Here is a 22,061-nt window from a genome sequence, read left to right on the forward strand (position 1 = left end):
GTTCCTGCAGTTCCCCGACCCTGCCAGGCTGGAACTCGACCGAGCTGTCGACCGCCTGCTGGCCAGCGCCGGCGAGGTTCTACGGACCCAGTCCCGCCTGCGCGACCTGCTGCAGGCGGTCATGACGGTGACCATGGGCCTCAGCCTGCCCACCGTGCTCCGGCAGATCGTCACTGCCGCCGGTGACCTCACCGATGCGCGCTACGCGGCGTTGGGCGTTCTGGACGAGCACGACCGGATGGAGCACTTCCTCCATGCCGGCATGGACGAGGACACCGTGGCGCGGATCGGCCACCTGCCCGAAGGCAAGGGCGTCCTCGGCGCGGTGTTCGCCGAGTCCGGTCCGGCTCGACCGGATCTCCGGCCATGCGGCGTCCTGCGGCTTCCCGCAGGGCCACCCCGAGATGACGACCTTCCTCAGCGTGCCGGTACGAGTGCGCGGCCGGACCTACGGCAGCCTCTACCCGGCGGACCGACGAGGCACCGGGGATGTGCCCGAACCGTTCACGGCCGAGGACGAGGAACTCGTGCAGGTGTTGGCATCGGCAGCCGGAACCGCCGTCGACAACGCCCGCCTGTTCGAGGAAACCCGCCAGCGTGAGCTGTGGCAGCGCGCCCACACCGAGATCACCACAGCCCTGCTCTCCGGGGACCGGGAACTGAACGCACTCCAGGTCGTGGCCGAACAGGCACGACTCGTCGCTGACGCCGACATCGCCGCCATCGCGGTCCCCAATCCCGACAGCCACACGCTCGTCGTCCAGGCCGCGGCGGGAGCGGGCGCCGACGTCCTGGGCGGCTGGAGGCAGCCGGTCGACGCTTCACTGTCCGGACAGGTCTACCGAAGCGGGCGGCCGGTCATCACCGACGACCTGGCCGGCGACGCACGCTCCCCCACCCCCGATCCGGCATGGCCGGCCCTGCTCGGACCGGGAATGATCGTCCCTCTCACGGACACGGACCGCATCGAGGGCGTGCTGTTCCTCACCCGCTCCCATACCCGTCCTGGCTTCGACCCGGCCCAGCTAGGCCTGCTCGCGTCCTTCGCCGCCCAGGCCGCCCTCGCCCGTCGGCTCGCCGCACACCGCGCGGACGCCGAGCTCATCCAGCGCGTCGCCGACCGGGACGAAATCGCCCGGAGGCCGCGCGACAGGACTATCAAGGAGATCTACGCGGTCGGACTGACGCTCCACGGCCTGGCCACGCGCCTCGGCCCCGACCACCAGGAGACGGTGCTCCAGATCGCAGACAGCGGGGCGTGCCGGAGATCGAGGTGGAGGTCCACGGGGAGATGCCGCCGGACTCGGCTGAGTACGCGCGCATGATGGTGCGGGTCCCGGCACTGACCGGTGCGCCACGCGGCACCTGCTCAGGGACGTGCGGCCGGGGAGCGGAGGTCCGTTCGACCCTGGCGCAGAGGCGGAATGTGGGTAGCGTTGGAGATGGCCTGCAGGGCGAGCGAGGGAGCTCGGCCGGAGCGGCCTCGGGCGGTGATCGTGCTGCCCGGAGCTGGTCTCGGGGGCCGGGCTGAGAGGCCGGAGGGTGGTCGACGAGACCCCGACGGCGACCTCCATCACCTGATCCGGGCAATGCCAGCGTAGGGAATTCACCTTGCAGGTTCCGCCTTGGGGAAGGGAAAGGTCCGCGTCGGCTCCGCAGATCATCCGCGGGGCCGACGCGGACCACGGATGACGGGTGCCCGCCGGATCGCCGGGGGTTCACCCGGTGTCGCCGTCGTAGCGGAGAAGGGCTCCCAGGCCGTCCGGCAGTGGCAGTTCACCGCCGGGGACGACGACGAGTTCGGCGCGGGTGCCGACGATCGCGCGGATGAGGCCGGCGTCGGCCGGCTCCTTCCAGCAGGAGCGTATCCCGCGCGACGTCAACTCCTCCCGAAAGACGCCGACTTGTTTGGTGCGACGCCGACCCGCAGGCGCTGCTGGAGGTCGAACGGGTCGTTGATCAGGACGGCTTCGGCCTGGCCGTGGCGCAGGGTGGTGACAGTGGCCGTGAGGCCCTCGACCGCGCCGCTGCGGCGGGCGCGGCAGGCCAGGAACCGGTCGAACCCGGGCCGGTCGTGGGCGGAGACGCCGCCGCGGCGGCAGCACTGATGCTTCCGTATCGCGGAACCGACGATGCTCGCGCGGAAGCCAGCCGCGGACACCGCCTCCGCAGGGTCTCCCCATCCGTGGTGCTTGGTGAATCTGCCGATCGGATCAGGTAGTTGCTTCGAAGTCCGGCGATGCTTCCGATCGCGCGTGTCCGTCCGTCGCAGCAGCATGGAGGGAGGTGACCGAGCGAGTGAGGAGGGTTTGAGATGGCCGGAGAATTGCTCCACAGGCGCGCGCCGCACTGGTGGCCGACCGCCCTCTCGGAGTGGTTCGAGGACTTCCCCATGGAACTGCGGACGGGCGAGCACCTCATCCGGGTGGAGGAGTCCGAGGAGGACGGGACCTATGTGGTCAGGGCCGAGCTGCCGGGGATCGATCCCGCCAAGGACGTCGAGATCACCCTTGAGGGCGGAGTGCTGACCGTTCACGCCGAACGCAGCGGGGAGAAGAAGGAGAAGCAGCGCTCCGAGTTCCGCTACGGCTCCTTCACCCGGAGCATCCGACTGCCTGAAGGCGTGAAGGAACAGGAGATCACGGCCAGTTACGACAAGGGCGTTCTGACCGTGAAGGCCCCGATCGGCGAGGTCGAGAAACCGAGTCGGCGGATCGAGGTCGCAAGCGGCGACTGACAGCAGGAGTCCAGCGGCGCTCCGGCCTTCGCGGCACCGGTCAGCGGAGCGTTGCGGCCGCTCGGCAAGCGGGCACCGGCCTGATGCTGCGCACCGACCGGTGCCCCCGCTTGTCATCGGGTGCGGCGACCACAAACGGCCCGAGTGATGTGGCGACGTCGCCCACGCGGATCTCGGCTCTGCGGGCGGATGGGATCACGGCAAGGCGACGCAGGTCGACCAGGCCGCTCGGGCGGCCCTCGGAGTCGACCGCGGGCACCACCGGGTGGCGGGTGCGCGAGGTGGGATCGGTGAGGAGGCGCTCCGCGGAGAGCCAGTCGGGACCGGTGACCACGGAAATCGTCATGACCTCTTTGACCCGCGCTCCTCGCGGCGCGGCCACCAGTGCGGCCCGGCGGACCTCGGCCGTGGCGGAGGACCACATGAACAGTCCGATGAGTACGAGCCAGATCCCGGCCCCGCTGCCGTAGAGGAGTTCGACGCAGCCGACCGCCGAGAAGAGGAGGCCGAGGCCAGGCCTTGGCCGACCCGCATACCGAAGGTGGTCATGGGGCCGACCACCGCGGTGACGAGCGGCAGACAGGCGGAGACCAGCGCGGTCGGCGCGAGGACGAGTGCGAAGCTTTCCCGGCCCGCTGGGCGCAGGGCTGTCCCGAGCCTGCCGGGTGTTCCGCACGAGTGAGGCCAGCACGTCGTAGCGGCGTGGTGGTGCGAGTACGAATGGCGGATCGGATAGGACTCGCGCATGTCACGTCTGTCCCTGCCCCGTTGTCCGGCGGTCCTCGCCCTGGCCGCCGCCGTGCTGCTGACCGCACCCGCCGCGATGGCTGCCACGCCGCCGGTCCCCGCTCCGGATGCCCACTCGTCCCGGGGCCCGGGCCCCGGGCACCCCTCCCCGCCGGCCGGCACCGACCAGCAGGTCGAGCGGTTCAAGCACCAACTGGCACGATCCGGCTACGACTCCCAGTCGGGGAGTGAGGCCGTCTTCGACCTGAACCGCCGGTACTGCGAAGGCGTCCTCTTCAGCGGTATGTGGCCCAATCCGCAGTCGCCGTACATCGTCACCAGCCTGCCGGAGGTGCCCGGACAGGTCCCCAACACCAACCCGCCCGTGACGTGGCGCATGCGGCAGGACGAGGCCATCGTCATGATCGGCACGACACCTCCGCCTGAGGAGTACTTCTCCTTCGACCTCACCAACGTCAAGGGCTCCCTGCACACCGGCCCCGTCGTGTGGACTGCCGTGGGTGACCCGATCAACAACAAGACCGTGCACACGACCGGCCACGAACCGTACAGCAGGCCCTTCGCCCTGGTCATCACCGGTAACGGGCGCACCCGCTCGGAGGTGGACAAGATGCTGCGCGCCTCCGGGCTGGGCGGCGCCACCAACGACATGACCATCCCGCCCGCCATGTACCGGCTCGGCCTCGACCAGGACGCGGACCAGTTTCTCCTCGGCATGCGCACGGCCGTCGCCGATCCCGGCTCGGAGCAGGCCCTCGACGACTACCGCGCCGCACCCCCGCTCCAGGTGCTCCGGGTGCGGCCGCACAACACGTCCGGGGACGAGACGGCCCCGGTGTACGCGCCCGACCCACTGCCCGTTCCCCCGCTGCGCGTCTCCGGGACCGGGGCCACCGAACTCGACCTCAACCCCGAACTGCAGCTGCTGCGCCAGCGGATCATCGACACCCACCCCGGCTACGAGGCGCACGACGACGTTGTCGAGCGCGGCTTCGAGGAGTCGTACCCGGGGCTCCAGGACAACCTGGTGATCGATCCACCCGTCACGGGCGTGGGTGCCCTGTCCAACGACGCCGACGACCCCATCTCCCACAACTTCTCCCTGCCGGACGGCTCCTTTATGGTCGCCTACGGCGCGAACCACGTGTCCACCGGCCAGGCGAGCTACTCCAGCATCACGATCAATGCCGACAGCCGCGCGGCGGTGGCCGTGACCGCAGAGAACAACCGCGATCTGCAGGGCAGCGCAAGCGACTTCATCAGCGACCGCCCTGACGCGGACAAGCTCTACGCCTGGACCTTCAGCCGGGCCGGCGACGCCGGACCGACCGGGCCGCACGTGACCGCACTCCCACCCACCGGTACCGACTTCTGCGCCCAGTACGGCGCCGACCGGCCCGTCGACCTGGGCACGATGCGTGTCGTCGCCCGCGCCTACATGCAACCCGACACCCTCACCCGCCCCGCCCTCTCCGCACTCCTCCTGGACCGGCTGCTCATCTTCACCCCGAAGAAGTAGCCGCCGACCGGATGCGCCGTGCTCACGACCGGCGTCCCGCGCGACAGCAGGGCCTCTCGGTAGTGCTTGGGCCCGGGGCCGGTTCTGGGCCGGGGATGGATTCACTCGAACGGGACCGATGTGCTGGAGGAGGCTGCGGGCCTCCACACGGTCCGTGCCCGACAGCTCCGCCCAGTGGTGAGGTCGCCGGTGATGCAGCCGGCCTCTTCGGTTATGACGCCGCCGGGGCCGGCCGTGACGCGCGCCTCGTACCGCTCGGCGGCCTGCGGCGCGGTCACTGGTCGCAGGTGTCGAGCATGTGGGCCAGGACGGCCACGCCGGCTACCTCTGGGAGTTCTCCGCCCTCACCGCCTCACCCGGAGCCGGCGCCCACTACCGCGCCCGCCGCGAACACGGAGACTGGCACGCCGCCCAACGTCACCTCTTCAACCGCCTGCTCGGACAGCTCCACCACTGCCTCCAGCACCACGAACGGTTCGACGAGAACACCGCCTTTCCCGCACCAGCTCTCACCGCAGTCGCTCCTTGACCAGCTGCTTCGCTGAGAGTGCTGCACAGCTCGAGCCGCGTCGGCACCTGGCTCACCGCGCACACCCGACGAGGCCCGGCGAGACCAGCGCCGGATGCCGCCCGTCTGGACGCGTTCGAGGCAGACCTCGGCCTGCCCCTGCCCGCCGACCTGCGGGCCTGGTGGCGCGGTACTCCTCTGGGACCACGAGACCTGGAACCTGGACGTTCCCCAGTGGGCGTCGGTGACCTCGATGCTCCAGGACATCACCCACGCGCTGGAGATCGGCACACCGGTGCTGCTGGGCCACGCAGCCCTCGGCGGCTCCCAAGAGCCCAGCACCGCCACGATCGACGACGCACTCGATCTCGCCTGGCAACCCACCACTCCAGGCCGCTGATAAGACCCCGTCCCGCTTGACGCTTAACCACCTGCGATGTCTGCACTGGGGAGTTTCGCCCCAGTGCGCTGGTGAGTTTCGCTTTGGCCCTGGTGAGTTTCGGGTGTCGTCGCAGGTCAGAGGCCGGTTAGAACGGACCGGCGCCTCCTATCGGTGGTGCCGGCCTCTTCCGACGATCGGTAGCCGTGCTGGTCAGGTGACGGCGGGGCTGCGGCGCTCCAGCAGGATGACATCGCGCCAGCGGCCGTGGTGGCGGCCGAGGCGCTCGCGGGTGCCGACGGTGCGGAAGCCGGCCTTGGCGTGGAGGGCGAGGCTGGCGGTGTTCTCGGGGAAGATGCCGGACTGCACGGTCCAGATCCCGGCGGCGTCGGTGGAAGCCAGCAGCGCCTGGAGCAGGGCCAGGCCGATGCCGCGTCCTCGGCCGTCGGGGTGGACGTAGACGGAGTGCTCGACGACGCCGGCGTACGCGCATCGGTCGGAGACTGGCACGGCGGCGGCCCAGCCCAGCACCCGGCCGCCGCTGTCGAGGGCGACCAGACGGTGCTCGGCGAGGCGGGAGGCGTCGAAGGCCTCCCAGGTCGGCGCGGTGGTCTCGAAGGTGGCGTCGCCGCCCTCGATGCCGGCCTGGTAGATCGCCAGCACCTGGTCGGCGTGCTCCGGGAGCATCGCGGCGACGGTCACCTTGGTGGTGGTCACGCGACGGCCTCGATGCCGAGCTCGGCGAGCAGGCCGCGGATGCGCTGCTCGATCTCGTAGCGGATTGGGCGGACCGCGGCGACGCCCTGGCCAGCCGGGTCCTCCAGCTTCCAGTCCAGGTACCGCTTGCCGGGGAAGTACGGGCAGGTGTCGCCGCAGCCCATCGTGATGACGACGTCGGACGCCTGGACCGCCTCGACGGTGAGCACCTTGGGCACCTCGGCGGAGATGTCGATGCCGACCTCGGCCAGGGCCTCGACCACGGCCGGGTTCACGGTGTCGGCCGGGGCGGAGCCGGCGGAGCGGACCTCGACCTGGTCTGCGCCGAGGCGGGTGAGGAAGGCGGCGGCCATCTGGGAGCGGCCGGCGTTGTGGACGCAGACGAACAGCACGGACGGGACGGCGGGAGAGCTCACGGGGGTACTTCCTTTGGGCAGGAACAGGAACGGAGGGACGGGGTTCAGTGGCCGGCGGCGGCCGGGTGGTGCTCGCCGTGCGGGACCACCACGTCCTCGGCGGCAGCCGCGGCGGGGCGGCCGACCACCACGGCGACCGGGGCTCCGGTGCCGACGAACTCCCCCGCCGCGCGGCGGGGGAGCGGGGCTATCTCGGTCATGTCGCGCCCCCGTTCGGGACGGCGGTGCCGGCCGGGGCCTGGAGCAGGGCGGACAGCGTGGCGAGGGCGGCCGGGAGCACCCAGTAGTAGACCCAGGTGCCGCGGCGCTCGGAGCCGACCAGGCCTGCTTCGCGCAGCACCTTGAGGTGGTGGGAGATGGTCGGCTGGGAGACGTCGAAGGGGCCGGTCAGGTCGCAGACGCAGGCCTCGCCGCCCTCGTGCGAGGCGATCAGGGACAGCAGCCGCAGCCGGACCGGGTCCGACAGGGCCTTGAACATCTTCGCCAGGTCGGCGGCGGCCTCCTCGCCCAGGGGCTCGCGGACCATCGGCGAGCAGCACGCCACCGCGTTGTCCTGGCCGAGCACTGGAACTTCCAGATTCGACATATGTCTATGTTGACAGCCATCTAATCCGCGAGGCAAGCTCGTTGTATCGACAGACGTCGAAACAAGACCTCGGACCGGGGAGACCGCCATGTCCCGTGTTCAGCTCGCCCTGCGCGTCGCCGACCTCGAAGGCTCCATCGCCTTCTACTCCAAGCTCTTCGGCACCGAGCCCGCCAAGCGCCGCCCCGGCTACGCCAACTTCGCCATCACCGAGCCCCCGCTCAAGCTCGTCCTCATCGAGGGCGAGCCCGGCGAGGACACCCGCCTGGACCACCTCGGCGTCGAGGTCGAGACCACCGAGCAGGTCACCGCCGCCACCACCCGCCTCAAGGACGCAGGCCTGGCCACCTTCGAGGAGAACGACACCTCCTGCTGCTACGCCCTCCAGGACAAGGTCTGGGCCACCGGCCCCGGCAAGGAACCCTGGGAGGTCTACGTCGTCAAGGCCGACGCCGACACCCTCGGCAAGAGCACCGACGCCGCCCCGGACGCCTGCTGCGGCACCACCGCCTGCTGCACCCCCGACGAGCAGGCCCTCGACTCCGCCCAGAGCCCGGCCGAGGCCAAGGCCGCCGCCAACTGCGCGTGCGGCAGCTGACGCTGTTCCACGTCGGCCCGACCCCAGAACCGGCGCGGACCGGGCCGGCACTCTGGCCGGCGGCCGGCCGCTGCTTTCGCAGCCGCACCGGACGGTAAGTCACCTGCCCGCGCCCGCCGTTGCGGTACGGTGCGGCCATGGGTCGATCGTGACCTTGCCGGGAGCGGCTTCGGCCGCTCGGGAAGGCAGAACAGCGATAGAAAGGGGCGGCCCGCGCTCGGGCCGCCCCTTCGCCATTCCCGCCCGCCTCCTACAGCTCCGTCCACCCGCACGCCCGCTGCTGCTGAGCGGGTGCCAGACCGGTGCGGACGGGCCGCGCTGGACCAGGTCCTCGATCCGCGCGGCGCCGGCCGGGACCACGGCGAGCATCTCGGCGACGGTCGGGTTCTCCTCGGCGGCCAGCCGCAGGTCCGCCACCGCGCCGCGCACCCCGGCGGCCGCCGTGCCGACCAAGACCACCAGCAGCCGCGGGAACGCTCGCCAGCGGCGCTCCCACGCCCGGCCCCGGCCGCCCGGACCGGCTTGCTCCCACAGGGCGGCGCAGGCCGCCAGCTGCGCCGCGGTCTCCTCGGCGCCGACGCCGGGCGGTGGCGTTCGACGAACGCCCGCAGCCGGACTGGAACCGCTCCTACCGCCGCCTGCTCGCCTACCCCGCCGCCGGCGGAACCCTCGACGGCCCCGCCAACCGCACCGGCCTCGGCGACGACCCGGCCTTCCGGCCCGGCACCTGGCCGCGCAAGCAGGCGGGGGCCTGCACCGAGGGGCAAGCTGACCGACCACCAGGCCGCGCTCACCCGGCACGCCGAGACCGTCACCGGCTGACCCGCCCCGCACGACCCCGCCGTCCCGGCCCACCCGGGCCGGGACGGCTGTGCGTACCCCGTTCCCGACTTCCGGAGGCACCGCGCGATGACCGACACCACCCGCCCCGACCCCGCCGCCGCGCCCGGACGGCTGGAGCTGGCCCTGTACAGCAGCCGGTCCGCGCCCGTGGACCGGGACCTGGGCCGCCCGATGCACGACTTCCCGATGGTGCGCGGCGCGATGTGGCTGCGCTGGACCCGGCACGACGGCGTCCGCACCCTCCACCAGGGCGCCGACGTGGCCCGCGGCTGGACCGAGAAGGACGTCGACGGCCTGGACGGCTGGGTGGCCCTGGTCGACGGCCGGGTCGTCCTCGGCGCCCGCCCGGACGGCGGCCTGTCGGAGCCCGTCGTCCACGCCGAGCGTGGGAGGCCGGCGCGACGCTGCACGCCGCCCTCGCCCAGCACCCCGCCCGCACCCCCTTCACCCAGGACGAGGACGACGACCAGGACGACGGGCTGCTCCGCGACGTCCGCAGCCGGGTCCGCCGCCGGGCGGCCGGGATGACCCGGGAGGACCTCCAGCAGGCCCTGCACCGGGCCCGGGAGGGCGAGCGCGCCGCCGACCGGTACGCCGACGTCGGCCACGAGGCCGCCCACGCCACCGCGGCCGACGCCCTGGCCGAGTGGCAGCGCGTCCACGACTGCACCGCCGAAACCCGGGCAGAGCGCTACGACCCCGACCACGACACCGCCCTCCAGCACGCGCTGCGCCGTGAGCGCCACCGCCAGGGCCTCGCCGCCTGCGCCCGCGAGGCCCGGCAGACCACCGACGCCGCCCACCGCCGCCTCGCCGGCACCGCTGCCCAGCCTCTCTACACCGCCCTCGGCCGCGCCGCCCTCCACACCCTCACCGACGACGACCACCAGGCCGTCCGTGTCCTCCCCCGCCAACTCGACCCCGCCACGCTGCGCCAGGTCATGAGCTGGCTGGAGCGCACCCGCACCGCGGCCTTCGCGCTGCGCGGCGCCGACCGGGCCCCGCCCACCCGTCCGAGGGTGCACCGCAGCCGATTCTGACCGCCCCCGGCGGACTGCGGCAAGGCTGGGGCGCCACGAGTGGTCCTGAGCGGTCTGCTGCTTCGCTGCGCCCGGTTCTCCTGCCGCTGGGCCGGTTTGGGTGGCTCGGGGGTCCGTGGGGTGGGCCGCAGGTGGCCCTGTGAGCGGTGGTGAGGTGGCTGGTGGGGCCGGTCGTGGTTGCTGCTTCGCGTGTGGTGCCTGGCTTGTTTGGCTGCGGATTGTTTCCGGTCGATTGCCCGGCTGCTTCGCGCCGGTTGACCGGACGCGGATGAAATTGCCACTACGATCCGTCACTGAACGATCACTATCCCGGGTGGCTGTTGTCCGGGAGGCCTCGGCATGCCCACGCGCGGCAGGGAAATGAGGACGGCTGTGACGATCCACGTGGACGAGTTGCGCAAGCTGCTCGACTCCGGCCCGGACGAGTGCCTGCCCGGGGAGGTGCTGGGCATCGGTGAGGCTTTCCGACCCCTGTTCCCGGACGGGGTCGCGTTGTTGGCGGCCGGCAACGGCGACCCGGGTGCCGTGCATGTGTCCGGTACCGCGGTCACGCCGCTCGCGGGCGGGCCGGTGCCGGTGCGGGTGACGTTCCGACATGACGGCAGCACCGTCACGGATGTCGCTCTGGATGCCGAGCTGCCGGCGCCCGGCACGCGCGCGGACGAACTCGCCCGCGCGCTGGGCATCGACCTGCCCCCTCTGCCGGGGCCCGATGTCGAGCGGCTCCTGCTGGTGCGGGACGGGTCGGGTAGCAGTCTGACCGCGACCGGCCCGCGAGGGCGCGCCACCGTCTCTGACGACGCGCGGGTGTTTGTGGCGGAGTCCGACGGCTGGCAGCTGGTCCACTGCGGGCACGACCTGACACCCGGGCAGCTCGCCGGCCTGGGCATCCGTGCGGGCGGTGAGGCCCTGCCCGCCGGGGTGTGGGCGGTGGTGGACGGGCGTGCCCTGCGGCTCACCGCCCGCACGCCCGCGCCGTCGGCCGACGCGGGGCGCCTGGACGGCTTGGGACGGCCGCTGCCCGCGGCGCGCGTGCGCACCGCTGCCGAACGCGAGGCGGACCGCGCCCCGAAGGCGCTCGTCACCGAGCACGGCATCCTCACCCCCCGCCCCGGGCCGCGCCGCCGCAAGGGCATGCGGGTCCTGGAGGCCCCGACGACGCGGGGCTGGTCGCCGATCGGCACACCGGGCGGGGAGAACGGCCTGAGCGTCGACTACTACAACCCGCCGCTGCGCATCGCGGGCGCGCTGACCGCCCTGCCGGCCTCCCCGCCGTACAAGACGGTGGTCGGCGGGGTGCTGCTGGTGGACACGGGAGCGTTCAACGGCTCCGCGATGGGCGCCTACGTCGTCCCCGGCAGCGGCGCGGATCCGTCGCTCTTCGCCTACGGCTCCCTCGGCAGCCAGACCGGCTTCGGCCCGCCGCTGTTCCAGGTGCGCGGCATCTCCGCCGGGTTCGGCTGGAACAGCCGCGTCCGCGTTCCGGCCGCCGACGCCCTGGACGGCTTCCCCTTCCTGATGGCCCTGGACAATCCGGGCGCGATCGGCGCCGACGACGACGAGGTGGACCCGCTCAAGGTCCTGTCAGAGCTGATCGGCGGCGGAAGTCCGTGGGTGCGCCCGCAGCAGGGCGACCTCTGGTTCGCCGCGGGACTTGCCTTCGACTGCTTCGAGACGTTCAGCGGCCGCGCCATGGCGCTGGTGCAGACCGGCTCCGACCTGACGATCAGCCTGCTCGGCGCGGCCGGCATGCAGCTGCCCACCAAGAGCACCAAGAAGATCGCCCGCGTGGAGATCGGCATCGAAGCGACGCTGCGCCCGACAGCCGGGGAGCTGAGCATCGGCGCGGCGTTCACCGAGAAGACCTTCCTCATCGACCCGAACTGCAAGCTGCGCGGCGGCGTCGGCATGAAGTTCTGGTTCGGCGATCACCCGCAGGCCGGCGACTTCGCGTTCATGCTCGGCGCCATCCCCGCAGGCCGGGAACTGCCCGCCCGCTACCCGCGCCAGCAGCCCGCCGGACTGACCTGGGGCGTCGGCTCCACCGTCAACATCACCGGCAACGCCTACGCCGCTTTCACCCCCAAGTCCCTGATAGCCGGCGGCTCCCTGGACGTCGTCTTCCAGTCCGGCATGCTGCGCGCCTGGCTGACCGCCCGCGTCGACGCGCTCCTGGAATGGAATCCCTTCTACTTCGACGTCGGCATGGGCATCCGGGTCGGGGTCTCGGCGACCATCAAGATCTGGTTCGTCAAGATCAGGATCTCGGTCGAGGTCGGCGTCAGCGTCCGCGTCTGGGGCCCTGCGGTCGGCGGCGAGGCCACCGTCCACCTGTGGTTCGTCTCCTTCACCATCGGTTTCGGCGCCGACCGCCGCAGCGAGGCGCCCGCGCTCGACTGGGGCGGCTTCCAGGGAATGCTGCCACCGCCGGAGAACATGGTCCGCACCACGGCGATCGCCGGCTACGAGGGCGAGGGCGCCCCGCCGACCCGCGGCGCCGTCAAGCCGTGGCTGGTCAGCAACGGCGGCTTCACGTTCACCGCCGACACCCAGGCCCCCGTCAGCAAGGTCTTCCTCGACCAGGGCAGCACCACGCCGGTCGCCACCGACAGCACCGTGGACATCCTGCCCATGCACCTGCGGGGCAAGGGCAGCGAACTGCGAGTCCGGCTCACCCGCGACGGCGCCCCTTACACGCTGACGCCCTGGGGCCGCGCGGTCCAGCGCGGCAACGTCCCCAACGGCCTGTGGGGCACCCGGGCCGACGCACCCGGCGAGGGGATCATCCCCGACCGGATCCTCGGGATCCGGCTGACCTCGCCGCCGGTCGACCACGGCACCTCCACCGGGTTCCTCGACGAGAAGGCCATCTCCTTCGACCCGATCAACCCCGACGGCAACCAGCCCCTCAACGCCGGCGAACCGGCCACGGGCCCGGTGCCGGCGCGTCCCGGCGAGGTGATCGCCGCGATCCAAGACGGCATCGACACCGCCACCACCCGCGGCAACCGCACCGCCCTGGCCCAGGCCCTCACCGGCCTCGGCGTCGATCTCGGCACCCTCGACACCGACCTGAGCGCCTACGCGAACGCGGCCGGCACCGCGTTCACCGCCGAGCCGATGCTCGTGGCCGGCTGACACCGGCGCGCCACATCGGGCCGCCCCGCGCCACCGTGCGGTGCGCCGGCCCGGCACCGCGCACCCGCCCCGCGCCCGCACCGCTTCGCCGCGCGCCCTCCCTCCCACCGGGCCCGCCCACATTCGCCCACCGCCGCGTCCTGTCGAAAGGCACGCCCGTGACCACCACGTCCGAACCAGGCCCAGCGCCGCGCACCAGCGCTCCCGGCGCTGAGCACCGCACCCGGTTCTTCGACCACCGCATCCCCTCCCTGCACGCCGGCCGCTACACCATCGGCAACCGGCAGACCCTCAAGGACGTCGGCGGCGCCGACCGGCCCATCGAGGCCGTCCCGCAGCCCTTCGACGTCGTCCAGCCGCGCTTCAGCGTCGATGCGACCGGCATCAACGCCCAGTTCCCGGTCCCGGACGCGGTCGGCACCTACAGCCAGACCCTCGCCCACATCAACCTCGACGCCCCCGGCCTGCCCTGGAACCGCCTGCTGGCCCCGGGGCAGCCGGCCGCCGTGCCGTGGATGGCCCTGCTGCTCTTCCGCGAGGACGAACTGCCCGAGGACCCCGACGCCGTGGGCCTCGTCAAGACCGGCACCGTGCGCCGGCTCCTGGACGGGGCTCTCGGCGCCGGCCGTCCGCCCGCCCTGCCGCCGGAGAGCCTGCGCCCCGACGAGTACGACGAGCAGTGCGCCACCATCCACGTCCCCACCGCCCTGTTCGACGCGGTCAAGCCGCTGCCCGTCGAGATGGGCTACCTCGCGCACCTGCGCGAGGGCGGGCGCCCCGACGCCACCCGCGCCGGCGCCGACCCCGAACCGGACGAAGGTGAACTCAACGCCGTCCTCGTCACCAACCGCTTCCCCGCCGCCGCCGGCGGACGCCACGTCGTGCACCTGGTCTCCCTCGAAGGCTTCGCCCAGCATCTGACCACACCCGCCCCGCCAGGAGGCGTGCGCCTGGTCTCCCTCGTCTCCTGGTCCTTCACCACCGAACCCGACTCCGGCGTCGGCTTCGGCGACCTCGCCCACCACCTGGCCACCGCCGACGGCACCACCCCACGCCCCGCCGATCAACTGCGCCTGCGCGTCCCGGCCACGGGCCCGGCGAACCCGACCGGACCGCAGAAGGAGGCCCTGGACCGCATGGCGAGCGGGTCCGTCGCCTTGCCGCAGCGCCTGGAGAGCGGCGAGCGCACCCTCGCCTTCTACCGCGGCCCGCTCACCGCCCAACCCGCCCGCGAACTCCCCAGCCCGTCCGCGACCCCCGGCGTCACCCGCCTGGAATCTCCGGGCGAGGCGCTGATCTACCTCCAGCAGTACGGCGTCTTCGACACCGCCTACGCCGCGGCCTTCACCCTCGGCCGCACCCTCGCCCTCGCCGACGCCGAATTCCGCACCGCCCTGCTGGAATTCCGCTCCGCCGCCCGCTCCGCCGCCCGCCGCCTCGCCTCCCACCCCGCACTCGCCACCCGCGCCGCAACCGCGCTGACGGGCCGCCACCTCACCGCACCCCTCGCCTTCGAAGCCTTCGACCGCCTCCTCACCAACGGCACCGAAACCGGCGCCGCCCAAGATGGCGGCGCCCTCCTGACCCAGGCCCTCGACCAGGCCGGCCCCCAACTGCGCGCCGGCCGCCGCCGCACCGCAACCCGCACCCGCCGAGCCGTAGGCGACGCACGCACCGTCCTCGCCCAACCCGGCGTCGCAAGCCTCCTCACCCAGGCCGCCCCCGACCAGTTCGCCAAGGTCACCGCCTGGCTGGACGCGCTGCGCCGCCTGGAGATGCTGAGCCTGTCCCACCTGGTCCCCGACGCCCGCGCGCTGCCCACCGAGAGCATCCGCTTCGCCTACATCGATGCCGACTGGGTGCGGGCGGCCATCGATGGCGCGCTGAGCGTCGGTGTCGGCCACGCCCTGGACGCCGACCTCAACAAGCTCGCCACCGGCGGCGGCCCTGTGCCGAAGAGCGCGGTGCTGATCAACTCCAGCCTCGTCCCCAACTGGCCTAACACCATCGTCACCGCCCACAGGGGCAGCAGTGCGGTGGAACCGGTGCGTGACGCGGTGTTCGGCACCGAGATCCGCCTTCTCCTCTACCCGGAGGTGATCGACCGCTTCGAGCTGGCGGAGCCGCCGCGCGGACTGTGCTTCGGTATCGGCGACATCGGCACCATCGAGCTGCGCGCGATCAGCGGGGACCGGATCGGCTACCCGATGGGCGAGTTCCCGCCGCCCCCGCCGGCCGATGACAGTCGCTTCCGGCGCTTCCTGCGCCCCGGAGGCCAGGATGTCCTCAACGTCCACGGCACGGGCGACGCCCTGGTGCCGGCCCTGTCCAGCGCCCACGGGCTGCCCGGAGGCCAGCTCATCTCCTCGGCCCAGTTCGCCCTGCAGATGATCAACGCTCCTCAGGCGCAGACCTTCTCCCGGCCCTGAGCCCCGCCCTGTTCCCGCGCCGCATTGCCAAGCGCTGTATGAAAGGACCCCGGGCCATGTCCGTGGACACCACCCTCGTCGTGCCGGTCGAGGTCGCGGCTCTCGCCGTGAACCGGCAGACCCGCGACACCGGCACCCCGCACGTCTTCCACCGCTGGACCACGAACTTCAAGAACATCGGCGAAGGCGTCGCGCCGGAGCCCGCACCCTTCGAGAGTCCCGAGGAGTGGACCGGCAAGGAGGAGCGACTCGGCGTCTACCTCCAGTGGGAACTGCCCGCAGCCCTCACCCGGGGCCGCCACGACGAGGAGGAGGGCGTCGGCGGCTTCCCGCTGGTGCCCAACCGGTGGCTGGTCGTCCGCCACCGCGAGAACAACCGCGCGCTGAAGGCGTGGATCGTCGAGAGCGACTACCTCGACTCGATGGACGGCAGCGTCTCCTTCCAGAACCCCGACTATGACCCCGACCCCGAGGGCGGGAAGCCCGCCGGGACCTTGATCGGCAAGTGCCACGAGCTCACGGGCCCCTGGCGCGAGCCCACCAACCGTCGAGCGCCCTTCCTCACCGCTATCGGCCCCGGTCTGCTGACCTTCTCGGTCTTCCAGCCCTACAACACCAACGTCTTCTCCCTCCACGACACCCTCCTCGACGCGCCCGGGAACGAGCTGCCCGCCCGGGAGCGGCTGAGCTACTTCGTCGCCGGCTGGTACGCCCAGCCGGACAGCGACATCCTGGCCGGCACCGAGGACCTCACCGCGCTGCTGGAGCGCCTGCAGTGGAGGCCGCCCGCCGGGTCCGGCAGCGGCATCCGCTCCTCCGTCTACTCCGGGACCGTCCTGGGCCTGGACTGGGACCTGGCCGGCCCCGTCCCCGACTCGCCTTGCCCCAAGCCGGCCGACGTCACCGCGATCGTGTCCAACAGCATCGCCGAGGCCGTCGCTCACCTCGGCGCCCAGGCCGGCGGCCAGGGCGCCCTGTCCGACGACGACGCCGACCTGTTCCGCGCCTTCCTCCTCGGCGGCATCGACGCCCTCGAAGAGCGCGACCGCCCCGAGGCCGACATCCTCACTGATCGCCGCGCCCACGACGCCGCCTTCGGCCCCGTCCCGGGCGGATACCGCTGGTTCATCGGCGAACGCGGCGAGGAGACCGGCCGCACCACGTCCGGCTCCGCCCGCGCGGCGGAGGCCGAGACCGTCGCCGACCTCAACCGCCGCCAAGCCGAACACGACACCACCGAAGCCGAACTCGACACCGCCCGCGAACACCTCTACCACCTGTGGTGGCTCACCCACCTGGAACGCAAGTCCGACGAATTCAACAGCCGCATCGACGACGAACTCGACCCCGCCAATGCGAACGGTGCGGCCGGACGCGTCGTCGCCCTCGCCCGTCGCCTGGCCCAGCAGCGCGCCGAACTGCCCTGGGGCAAGAACGAGGCCGACCTGGCGGCACGCATCAACGCCCTCTACCCCGCCTACGGCGCCCGCGCCGCCCGCCGCCTCATCCGCGTCCCCGCCGAAGACTTCGAGTACAGCGCCGACCCCGTCCTCACCCTCCAGGGCGCCAACCTCCACGCCCCCCTCACCCGCGACACCGCCCTGCCCTGCCGCACCCCCGAACGCCTCGTCACCCGCGCCTCCGGCATCACCACCACCGACGTCGCACCCGTCGCCGCCCAGATCAACCTCACCGGCCAGCAGCCACCCTGCCTGCCCGCGCTGCTCGCCGAATTCCTCATCCTCGACCGGGCCCTTGCGACCGGCGAGATCAGCGACGTCACCGGCACCCTGCCCGAGTACGGCACCACACCGTGGGCCATGCCCTGGCAGCCCCTGTTCCTGCTCTGGAAGGCCGAGTACTTCCCGCTACCGGTGCGCGACGGCGACACCGCGCACTGGGACTTCGTCGACGGCTCCCGCTACCAGTGGAAGGGCACCGGCGAGCCCGGCACCCCGCTGGTCGTCTCCGGCCGCCAGACACTCGCCCCCTCCGCGGGCCACATCGTCGACGGCACCCTGCAGACCTACGTCCGCGTGCGCGACCACCTTCCCGCCGACGCCGTGCGGCAGGTCCGCTCCCAGGCCCGCGAGACGGACTACCTCTCCCAAGCGCTCGACGGCTTCGGCGCCGCCATCGCCCAACGCCGGCCTCTCGCCGGCCTCCAGCCCACCGACGACGACCTCGCCGCGTTCATCGGCAACGGCGACTACCCCCCGCCCGACCCCGGCGGTATGCCCGCCAGCGACTGGGACGAGTGGCCCGACTCCACCTTCCAGGACTTGCGGGCCGGCCAGCTCGCCTTCCTCGACCTGGCCGTCGTCGACCGCTTCGGACGCTCCGTCAACCTCATCGGCGCCGCGAGCCACTTCCACCCCGAGATGCCCGACACCATGCGCCCGGCCCACCCCGTCAGCGATTACGACAGCGACCGCCTGGTCGAGCTCGCCCCGCGCCTGCTCCAGCCGGCCCGGCTGCGCTTCGACTTCCTCGCCGCCGACACCGACGAGGACACCGACCTCACCCCCGGCGCCAACCCGGTCTGCGCCTGGCTGCTGCACAACCGCCTCGACAAGTCCCTCGTCGTCCATGCTCCCGACGGCGCCGCGCTCGGCGAACTCCGGGTCACCCTGAACCCCAGCAGCCAGCGCGAAGTCTCCTGGAGCGCCCTGCCCGGCTCCCAGGTGACCCGCTTCGAGCAGCTCGAAGCGCTCTCCCGCCACACCTACCGGCTGCTGCACGCCGTGAAGTCCCGCGGCCCGCAGACCTTCGACGCGTTCCGCGCCACCGTCGACCGCGCCCTGCAGACCATCGACCCCGACGGCCCGGCCGACCCCGGCCTCGGCTTCCTCCTCGGCCGCCCCCTCGCCCTGGTCCGCACCCGCCTCACCATGGACCTGCGCGGCCCCCTGCGCACCGATGTCAGCTGGCAGAACCTCTTCAAGCCCTCGCCCTCCCAGCTGCCCAGCTACCCGTGGGCGATCCGCCTCGGCGAGGCGCAGCAGAGCGACGACGGCCTGGTCGGGTACGTCCTCGGCGACGACTACGAGCATTTCGAGACCGTCGTCGACCCGGCCGCCGGCGCCGGCCAGTACCTGCGCCCGATCGGTGACCGGCCCAGCCTGGAGCTGGACTTCGGTGACCACAGCACTGCGGTCGCCACCGTGCTGCTGGACCCGCGAGCCGCCGTGCACGCCACCACCGACATCCTCGCGACCAAGACGGTCTTCGTCCCGCAGGAGTTCACCGAGTCGGCGATCGCCCGGATGAGCGTGAACTTCCGCACCGGCCCGCTCCTGGCCGCCACCACCGCCCTGCGCGGCCCGCAGGGCGAGAGCGAGGAGACCGTCCTCATGCCGACCCCGGCCGGTGTCGTCGGCACCTGGACCTGGTCTGAGAACCGCGGCGGCGACTGGGCGAGGCTGCCGATCCTCAGCCAGGACCAGTACGACCTGCCCCTGGCCGAACCCGAGGTCCGCTCCGGTTTCCTCACCCTCTCCGACGCCGCCGCCCACAGCCGCACCGACCACTGACACAAGCCGCCGCGATGCGCCGTCTCGGCAACGGGGCGGCGCGGCCCACGAATCCCGCAGGAGAACCGCCCGTGTCCGTCGTGATCCAGACCCAGAACGTTGGTGCCGCTGCCGACGATCCGCTGTTGACGTATCAGGTCACCACGACCCCGAGTCCGCTGAAGGCCTCGTCCGAGAACCCGCAGGTCCCCGAGGAGATCGGCGAGGTGGTCATTTCGGTCGCCCGACAGAGCGGCACACCGGCCGACGTCGAGTGGATCAAGGTGAAGGTCCCGGCCGGACCGATGGCACCCGACCTCGCCACCGACCTGGCGAAGATCAGCCCGAGGATCAGCCTCACCGGCTGGACCGTGCGCCTGGACGCGGCCGCCAAGGAGTTCGTCTGCGCGCCTGCCGGCAGCCACGCCCCGATCGGCCCCGACACCGGGTTCACCATCCAGCTGTCCGACATCCCCGTCAGCCGCAAGGTCGGCACCGCCCCGATCACCGTCACCGAACGCTCCCGCACCGGAAGCTCCGCCTTCCAGAACCGGGCCACCGTCTTCAACCTCGGCAAGTTCCCCGCCGACTTCTACCTGCGCAACTTCCTGTGCGAGCCGTCCATCATCCCCAACGGCGGCGACGTCAAGCTCACCTGGGAACGCTCCACCAACGCCACCTACGAACTCCTCTACGGCGACGTCAACCGCGACGTCACCAACCGCACCAGCCTCGAACTCGAAGGCATCAAATCCGACACCACCTTCTACCTCCGCGCCACCACCGGCGACCCCACCAACCCCGTCATCCGCATCCTCTCCGCCCAGGTCACCGTCACCAAACCCGACCTCGACATCGGCAGCCTCACCGTGCACGGCACCACGACCCTGAACGGCGAACTTGCCGTCAGGGGGGCCACCGACGCATTCAGGAAGTGGGAGCTGGCCTCTCTTGGCTCAGGCACTAAGGAAGAACTGCAACAGAGCTGGACAGCCCCTACCTTCGGATGGGTGACCGTAACGGTCCGCACCAGTGAAGGGAGCAGCAGGGCCACGCTCTGGAGCGGCGAGGCGAGCTTCAACGCACAGGCACACTGTCCGCCAGGCACAGACAGCGCGTCCGCCATGATCCCTGTCGGCGCGGGCCAGAACTTTGGATACTCACTCAGCCGGGGCAGTGGCGGCAACCGAATCAAGGTCGACTGGGTGGCGTTTGGCGCCGCCACCAGCAAGCCGGTCTACCTCGGCGCTACCGGCGAGGAGCAGGTCGAAGCTTGATTTTTAAGCTGCTGCTGCGGTCTTTGCGAAGCTCTGCCCTGTTTGGAACCGTCCGGTGTGGCCTCGTAGCGGGACGGGGTGGTGTCTGGTTCAGCTGATCCGGACGCTGTGCCCGCCTGCTGCCGGGCGGCCGGCGCAAGGTGCGTCCGGACGGGGTGTGGCGGGCCCCGGAGATCGGGGTGCCGGTGTTGATGGTGGAGGTCGACCGCTCCACGATGGCCCCGGCTGGCGTTGCCGCGAAGTTCCCCCGGTACCGCGAGCTGTTCCGCACCAAGGTCCGCGACAACGACCCGGCCCTCGTCGACCGGGAGCCGGCCGGCCGGACGGTGCACTGGTGGCGGCGGACTGGCCCGGCCACACCCGTGCCGGGTACCCGCCGGTCGCGCTGGTCGTCACCGACGCCGGACCCCTCGCGCTGGAGGGCCGGCAGCAGGCCGTCGCGGACCTGTCCGCCGACTGCTGGGCGCGGCCGGTGGTGTCAGGGGCAGCAGCTACGGTGCCCGGCGTGGACGTTGCTGATCTTGACTACCGGGTCCGGCTGTACCCCGCCGGATCTGGTTGCCCGGCCGCTGGCTATCCGGCGTCGGCGATGACGAGCGGAACGCGGACACCCCAGCACCGGGTCTCGTCGATCATGTCCAGGGCCAGCTGCCACTTCCCCACGTGGCCCAGGCAGGGAGGGATGTCGCATCGGTCACGGCGGGCGACCTTCTCCGGGTCGGCCTTCGCCGATTCCGGGTCCCAGGTGGCGGGGAGGAACAGCCGCCGGTTGACCGGTGCCGAGGCGTGGTCACGGGCCAGGTGGAGCGAGACGCCCACTTGGCAGTTGGTGACCTTGTCGGCGGTTCCGGTGTACTGCCGCGACACACACGCCGACGCGTCGCCGTCCTTGAGGAACCCCGTGTCGTCGATGACCAGCGCGGTCGGATCGATGGCGTCCTGCATCCGCCAGGACAAGCGTGCCCGGACATGCGCCGGATCCCATGGGCTCGTCGTGACGAAGTGCGCGAGAGCCTGCCGGTTCCCGTCCTCTCCGAGCCGCGCAGCCATCGGCTCCACCGACTTCCGCTTGCCGTCGAACAGCAGCCCACGCACATACGCCTCACCGCGACGCCGCTGGTCAGCACGTGTGAACGCGTCGAACAACTCCGCCGTGAACGCCTCCAGGTCCTCCCGGACCTCGGCCACCTCCCCAGGTGTCACGCATCAACAACGCCCCACCCACTCCCCAGGACACGCCACCACCACGCCGACCTGACCAAGCACTACGAGGTTCCAGCGATGCGATCCAGATCAGGAGATCCGGGCGTGCTGGGCTGGTGGGTCTTCTTCACCCGGCGTGAGCTCGGCCTGCCGCCGTCGAGCGCCCGCGTCCCGCGGGAGAACAGCGACCTGCGCAAGCTGGTTCGCATCTACGCCGGGGCGATCCGCCAGTTGACCATCGACAAAGCGCCCTGGAGGACGAGCTGCAGGTGCTCAACGGGGTGACCGTCCTCACCGCGCGGCGCCGACACGAGACCTGAGTGGACGTTAAGTCCGTTTCTGGTAGCGGCCTCGTTCGGGTTGGGTGAGGAAGCCTTGGCGAGTGAGGCGTCCGAGGCGGCTGCGGGTGATG

At 72.0% G+C, this 22,061-nt stretch carries 21 protein-coding genes and 2 pseudogenes; 14 read left to right on the plus strand and 9 right to left on the minus strand.

Annotated features, from left to right (window positions below):
• Positions 1-182: 182 nt before the first annotated feature.
• On the plus strand, positions 183-1,325 hold the full coding sequence (locus ACZ7KX_RS39880) for a GAF domain-containing protein (RefSeq protein WP_470330832.1): 1,143 nt from the start codon (positions 183-185) through the stop codon (positions 1,323-1,325).
• A 393-nt stretch (positions 1,326-1,718) separates the two neighbouring features.
• Here the strand turns inward: ACZ7KX_RS39880 and ACZ7KX_RS39885 are convergent, their stop codons facing one another.
• Positions 1,719-1,883 (minus strand): hypothetical protein, encoded by a 165-nt coding sequence (locus tag ACZ7KX_RS39885; protein ID WP_470330833.1) that lies wholly within the window; start codon positions 1,881-1,883, stop codon positions 1,719-1,721.
• The gene (locus ACZ7KX_RS39890) at positions 1,880-2,278 is read right to left on the minus strand and encodes a hypothetical protein (protein ID WP_470330834.1); all 399 of its coding nucleotides are present in this window, start codon (positions 2,276-2,278) and stop codon (positions 1,880-1,882) included. The genes ACZ7KX_RS39885 and ACZ7KX_RS39890 overlap by 4 nt, the downstream gene beginning before the upstream one ends.
• A gap of 36 nt (positions 2,279-2,314) precedes the next feature.
• Here ACZ7KX_RS39890 and ACZ7KX_RS39895 point away from each other — a divergent pair, with 36 nt between their 5' ends.
• Entirely contained in the window at positions 2,315-2,737 is a 423-nt protein-coding gene (locus ACZ7KX_RS39895; protein WP_470330835.1) for an Hsp20/alpha crystallin family protein, read from the plus strand.
• A 40-nt stretch (positions 2,738-2,777) separates the two neighbouring features.
• On the opposite strand, the gene ACZ7KX_RS39900 is transcribed toward ACZ7KX_RS39895, so the two are convergent.
• On the minus strand, positions 2,778-3,083 hold the full coding sequence (locus ACZ7KX_RS39900) for a hypothetical protein (protein ID WP_470330836.1): 306 nt from the start codon (positions 3,081-3,083) through the stop codon (positions 2,778-2,780).
• Between ACZ7KX_RS39900 and ACZ7KX_RS39905 the strand changes: the two genes are divergently transcribed.
• From ACZ7KX_RS39905 to ACZ7KX_RS39920, 4 genes and pseudogenes are all read left to right on the plus strand, one after another.
• Positions 3,082-3,207, plus strand: a complete 126-nt coding sequence (locus ACZ7KX_RS39905; protein WP_470330837.1) for a hypothetical protein — start codon at positions 3,082-3,084, stop codon at positions 3,205-3,207. The two genes, ACZ7KX_RS39900 and ACZ7KX_RS39905, sit on opposite strands and share 2 nt — an antisense overlap.
• 275 nt (positions 3,208-3,482) lie before the next feature.
• Positions 3,483-5,003 (plus strand): hypothetical protein, encoded by a 1,521-nt coding sequence (locus ACZ7KX_RS39910; protein ID WP_470330838.1) that lies wholly within the window; start codon positions 3,483-3,485, stop codon positions 5,001-5,003.
• 313 nt (positions 5,004-5,316) lie between these two features.
• A pseudogene (locus tag ACZ7KX_RS39915) lies at positions 5,317-5,532 on the plus strand (IS110 family transposase); the annotation flags it as partial.
• Between the two features lie 94 nt (positions 5,533-5,626).
• Positions 5,627-5,911, plus strand: a complete 285-nt coding sequence (locus ACZ7KX_RS39920) for a hypothetical protein (protein WP_470330839.1) — start codon at positions 5,627-5,629, stop codon at positions 5,909-5,911.
• A 192-nt stretch (positions 5,912-6,103) separates the two neighbouring features.
• Here ACZ7KX_RS39920 and ACZ7KX_RS39925 read toward each other — a convergent pair whose 3' ends face one another.
• From ACZ7KX_RS39925 to ACZ7KX_RS39940, 4 genes are read right to left on the minus strand one after another with little or no spacing between them, the layout of a single operon-like run.
• Positions 6,104-6,577 (minus strand): GNAT family N-acetyltransferase, encoded by a 474-nt coding sequence (locus ACZ7KX_RS39925; RefSeq protein ID WP_470330854.1) that lies wholly within the window; start codon positions 6,575-6,577, stop codon positions 6,104-6,106.
• 26 nt (positions 6,578-6,603) lie between these two features.
• Positions 6,604-7,023 (minus strand): arsenate reductase ArsC, encoded by a 420-nt coding sequence (locus ACZ7KX_RS39930; protein ID WP_470330840.1) that lies wholly within the window; start codon positions 7,021-7,023, stop codon positions 6,604-6,606.
• A gap of 44 nt (positions 7,024-7,067) precedes the next feature.
• Complete coding sequence (locus ACZ7KX_RS39935) at positions 7,068-7,223, minus strand: hypothetical protein (protein WP_470330841.1); 156 nt, start codon at positions 7,221-7,223, stop codon at positions 7,068-7,070.
• Positions 7,220-7,609 (minus strand): ArsR/SmtB family transcription factor, encoded by a 390-nt coding sequence (locus ACZ7KX_RS39940; RefSeq protein ID WP_470330842.1) that lies wholly within the window; start codon positions 7,607-7,609, stop codon positions 7,220-7,222. The genes ACZ7KX_RS39935 and ACZ7KX_RS39940 overlap by 4 nt, the downstream gene beginning before the upstream one ends.
• Positions 7,610-7,697: 88 nt before the next feature.
• Between ACZ7KX_RS39940 and ACZ7KX_RS39945 the strand changes: the two genes are divergently transcribed.
• The 8 genes from ACZ7KX_RS39945 to ACZ7KX_RS39980 all read left to right on the plus strand — a co-directional run bounded on the left by ACZ7KX_RS39945 (position 7,698) and on the right by ACZ7KX_RS39980 (position 21,039).
• A complete protein-coding gene (locus ACZ7KX_RS39945; protein ID WP_470330843.1) occupies positions 7,698-8,207 on the plus strand; it encodes an ArsI/CadI family heavy metal resistance metalloenzyme in 510 nt (169 codons plus the stop codon).
• A gap of 909 nt (positions 8,208-9,116) precedes the next feature.
• The gene (locus ACZ7KX_RS39950; protein ID WP_470330844.1) at positions 9,117-9,578 is read left to right on the plus strand and encodes a hypothetical protein; all 462 of its coding nucleotides are present in this window, start codon (positions 9,117-9,119) and stop codon (positions 9,576-9,578) included.
• Entirely contained in the window at positions 9,575-10,090 is a 516-nt protein-coding gene (locus ACZ7KX_RS39955; protein ID WP_470330845.1) for a hypothetical protein, read from the plus strand. Before ACZ7KX_RS39950 ends, ACZ7KX_RS39955 begins: the two co-directional genes overlap by 4 nt.
• A 372-nt stretch (positions 10,091-10,462) precedes the next feature.
• The gene (locus tag ACZ7KX_RS39960; RefSeq protein ID WP_470330846.1) at positions 10,463-13,228 is read left to right on the plus strand and encodes a DUF6603 domain-containing protein; all 2,766 of its coding nucleotides are present in this window, start codon (positions 10,463-10,465) and stop codon (positions 13,226-13,228) included.
• A gap of 158 nt (positions 13,229-13,386) precedes the next feature.
• Positions 13,387-15,657, plus strand: coding sequence for a hypothetical protein (locus ACZ7KX_RS39965; RefSeq protein ID WP_470330847.1), 2,271 nt, complete (start codon positions 13,387-13,389; stop codon positions 15,655-15,657).
• Positions 15,658-15,713: 56 nt separating this feature from the next.
• The gene (locus ACZ7KX_RS39970) at positions 15,714-19,190 is read left to right on the plus strand and encodes a hypothetical protein (RefSeq protein ID WP_470330848.1); all 3,477 of its coding nucleotides are present in this window, start codon (positions 15,714-15,716) and stop codon (positions 19,188-19,190) included.
• 71 nt (positions 19,191-19,261) lie between these two features.
• Positions 19,262-20,446: a hypothetical protein gene (locus ACZ7KX_RS39975; RefSeq protein WP_470330849.1), complete on the plus strand. Its 1,185-nt coding sequence runs from the start codon at positions 19,262-19,264 to the stop codon at positions 20,444-20,446.
• Positions 20,447-20,586: 140 nt separating this feature from the next.
• Positions 20,587-21,039, plus strand: coding sequence for a hypothetical protein (locus ACZ7KX_RS39980; protein ID WP_470330850.1), 453 nt, complete (start codon positions 20,587-20,589; stop codon positions 21,037-21,039).
• On the opposite strand, the pseudogene ACZ7KX_RS39985 reads toward ACZ7KX_RS39980, so the two are convergent.
• Positions 21,023-21,649 (minus strand): annotated as a pseudogene (locus tag ACZ7KX_RS39985) (IS701 family transposase); the annotation flags it as partial. The gene ACZ7KX_RS39980 and the pseudogene ACZ7KX_RS39985 sit on opposite strands and share 17 nt — an antisense overlap.
• Before the next feature lie 209 nt (positions 21,650-21,858).
• On the minus strand, positions 21,859-22,061 hold a 203-nt coding region (locus ACZ7KX_RS39990), incomplete at its 5' end, for a hypothetical protein (RefSeq protein WP_470330851.1).

This window comes from Kitasatospora sp. NPDC038210, assembly GCF_055600605.1.

Coding starts and splice junctions, on each gene's coding strand:
- ACZ7KX_RS39890 (WP_470330834.1), bottom strand. CDS start 2,278: ATGCTGCTGCGACGGACGGACACGCGCGATCGGAAGCATCGCCGGACT.
- ACZ7KX_RS39895 (WP_470330835.1), top strand. CDS start 2,315: ATGGCCGGAGAATTGCTCCACAGGCGCGCGCCGCACTGGTGGCCGACC.
- ACZ7KX_RS39905 (WP_470330837.1), top strand. CDS start 3,082: ATGACCTCTTTGACCCGCGCTCCTCGCGGCGCGGCCACCAGTGCGGCC.
- ACZ7KX_RS39900 (WP_470330836.1), bottom strand. CDS start 3,083: ATGACGATTTCCGTGGTCACCGGTCCCGACTGGCTCTCCGCGGAGCGC.
- ACZ7KX_RS39910 (WP_470330838.1), top strand. CDS start 3,483: ATGTCACGTCTGTCCCTGCCCCGTTGTCCGGCGGTCCTCGCCCTGGCC.
- ACZ7KX_RS39920 (WP_470330839.1), top strand. CDS start 5,627: ATGCCGCCCGTCTGGACGCGTTCGAGGCAGACCTCGGCCTGCCCCTGC.
- ACZ7KX_RS39925 (WP_470330854.1), bottom strand. CDS start 6,577: ATGCTCCCGGAGCACGCCGACCAGGTGCTGGCGATCTACCAGGCCGGC.
- ACZ7KX_RS39935 (WP_470330841.1), bottom strand. CDS start 7,223: ATGACCGAGATAGCCCCGCTCCCCCGCCGCGCGGCGGGGGAGTTCGTC.
- ACZ7KX_RS39940 (WP_470330842.1), bottom strand. CDS start 7,609: ATGTCGAATCTGGAAGTTCCAGTGCTCGGCCAGGACAACGCGGTGGCG.
- ACZ7KX_RS39945 (WP_470330843.1), top strand. CDS start 7,698: ATGTCCCGTGTTCAGCTCGCCCTGCGCGTCGCCGACCTCGAAGGCTCC.
- ACZ7KX_RS39950 (WP_470330844.1), top strand. CDS start 9,117: ATGACCGACACCACCCGCCCCGACCCCGCCGCCGCGCCCGGACGGCTG.
- ACZ7KX_RS39955 (WP_470330845.1), top strand. CDS start 9,575: ATGACCCGGGAGGACCTCCAGCAGGCCCTGCACCGGGCCCGGGAGGGC.
- ACZ7KX_RS39970 (WP_470330848.1), top strand. CDS start 15,714: ATGTCCGTGGACACCACCCTCGTCGTGCCGGTCGAGGTCGCGGCTCTC.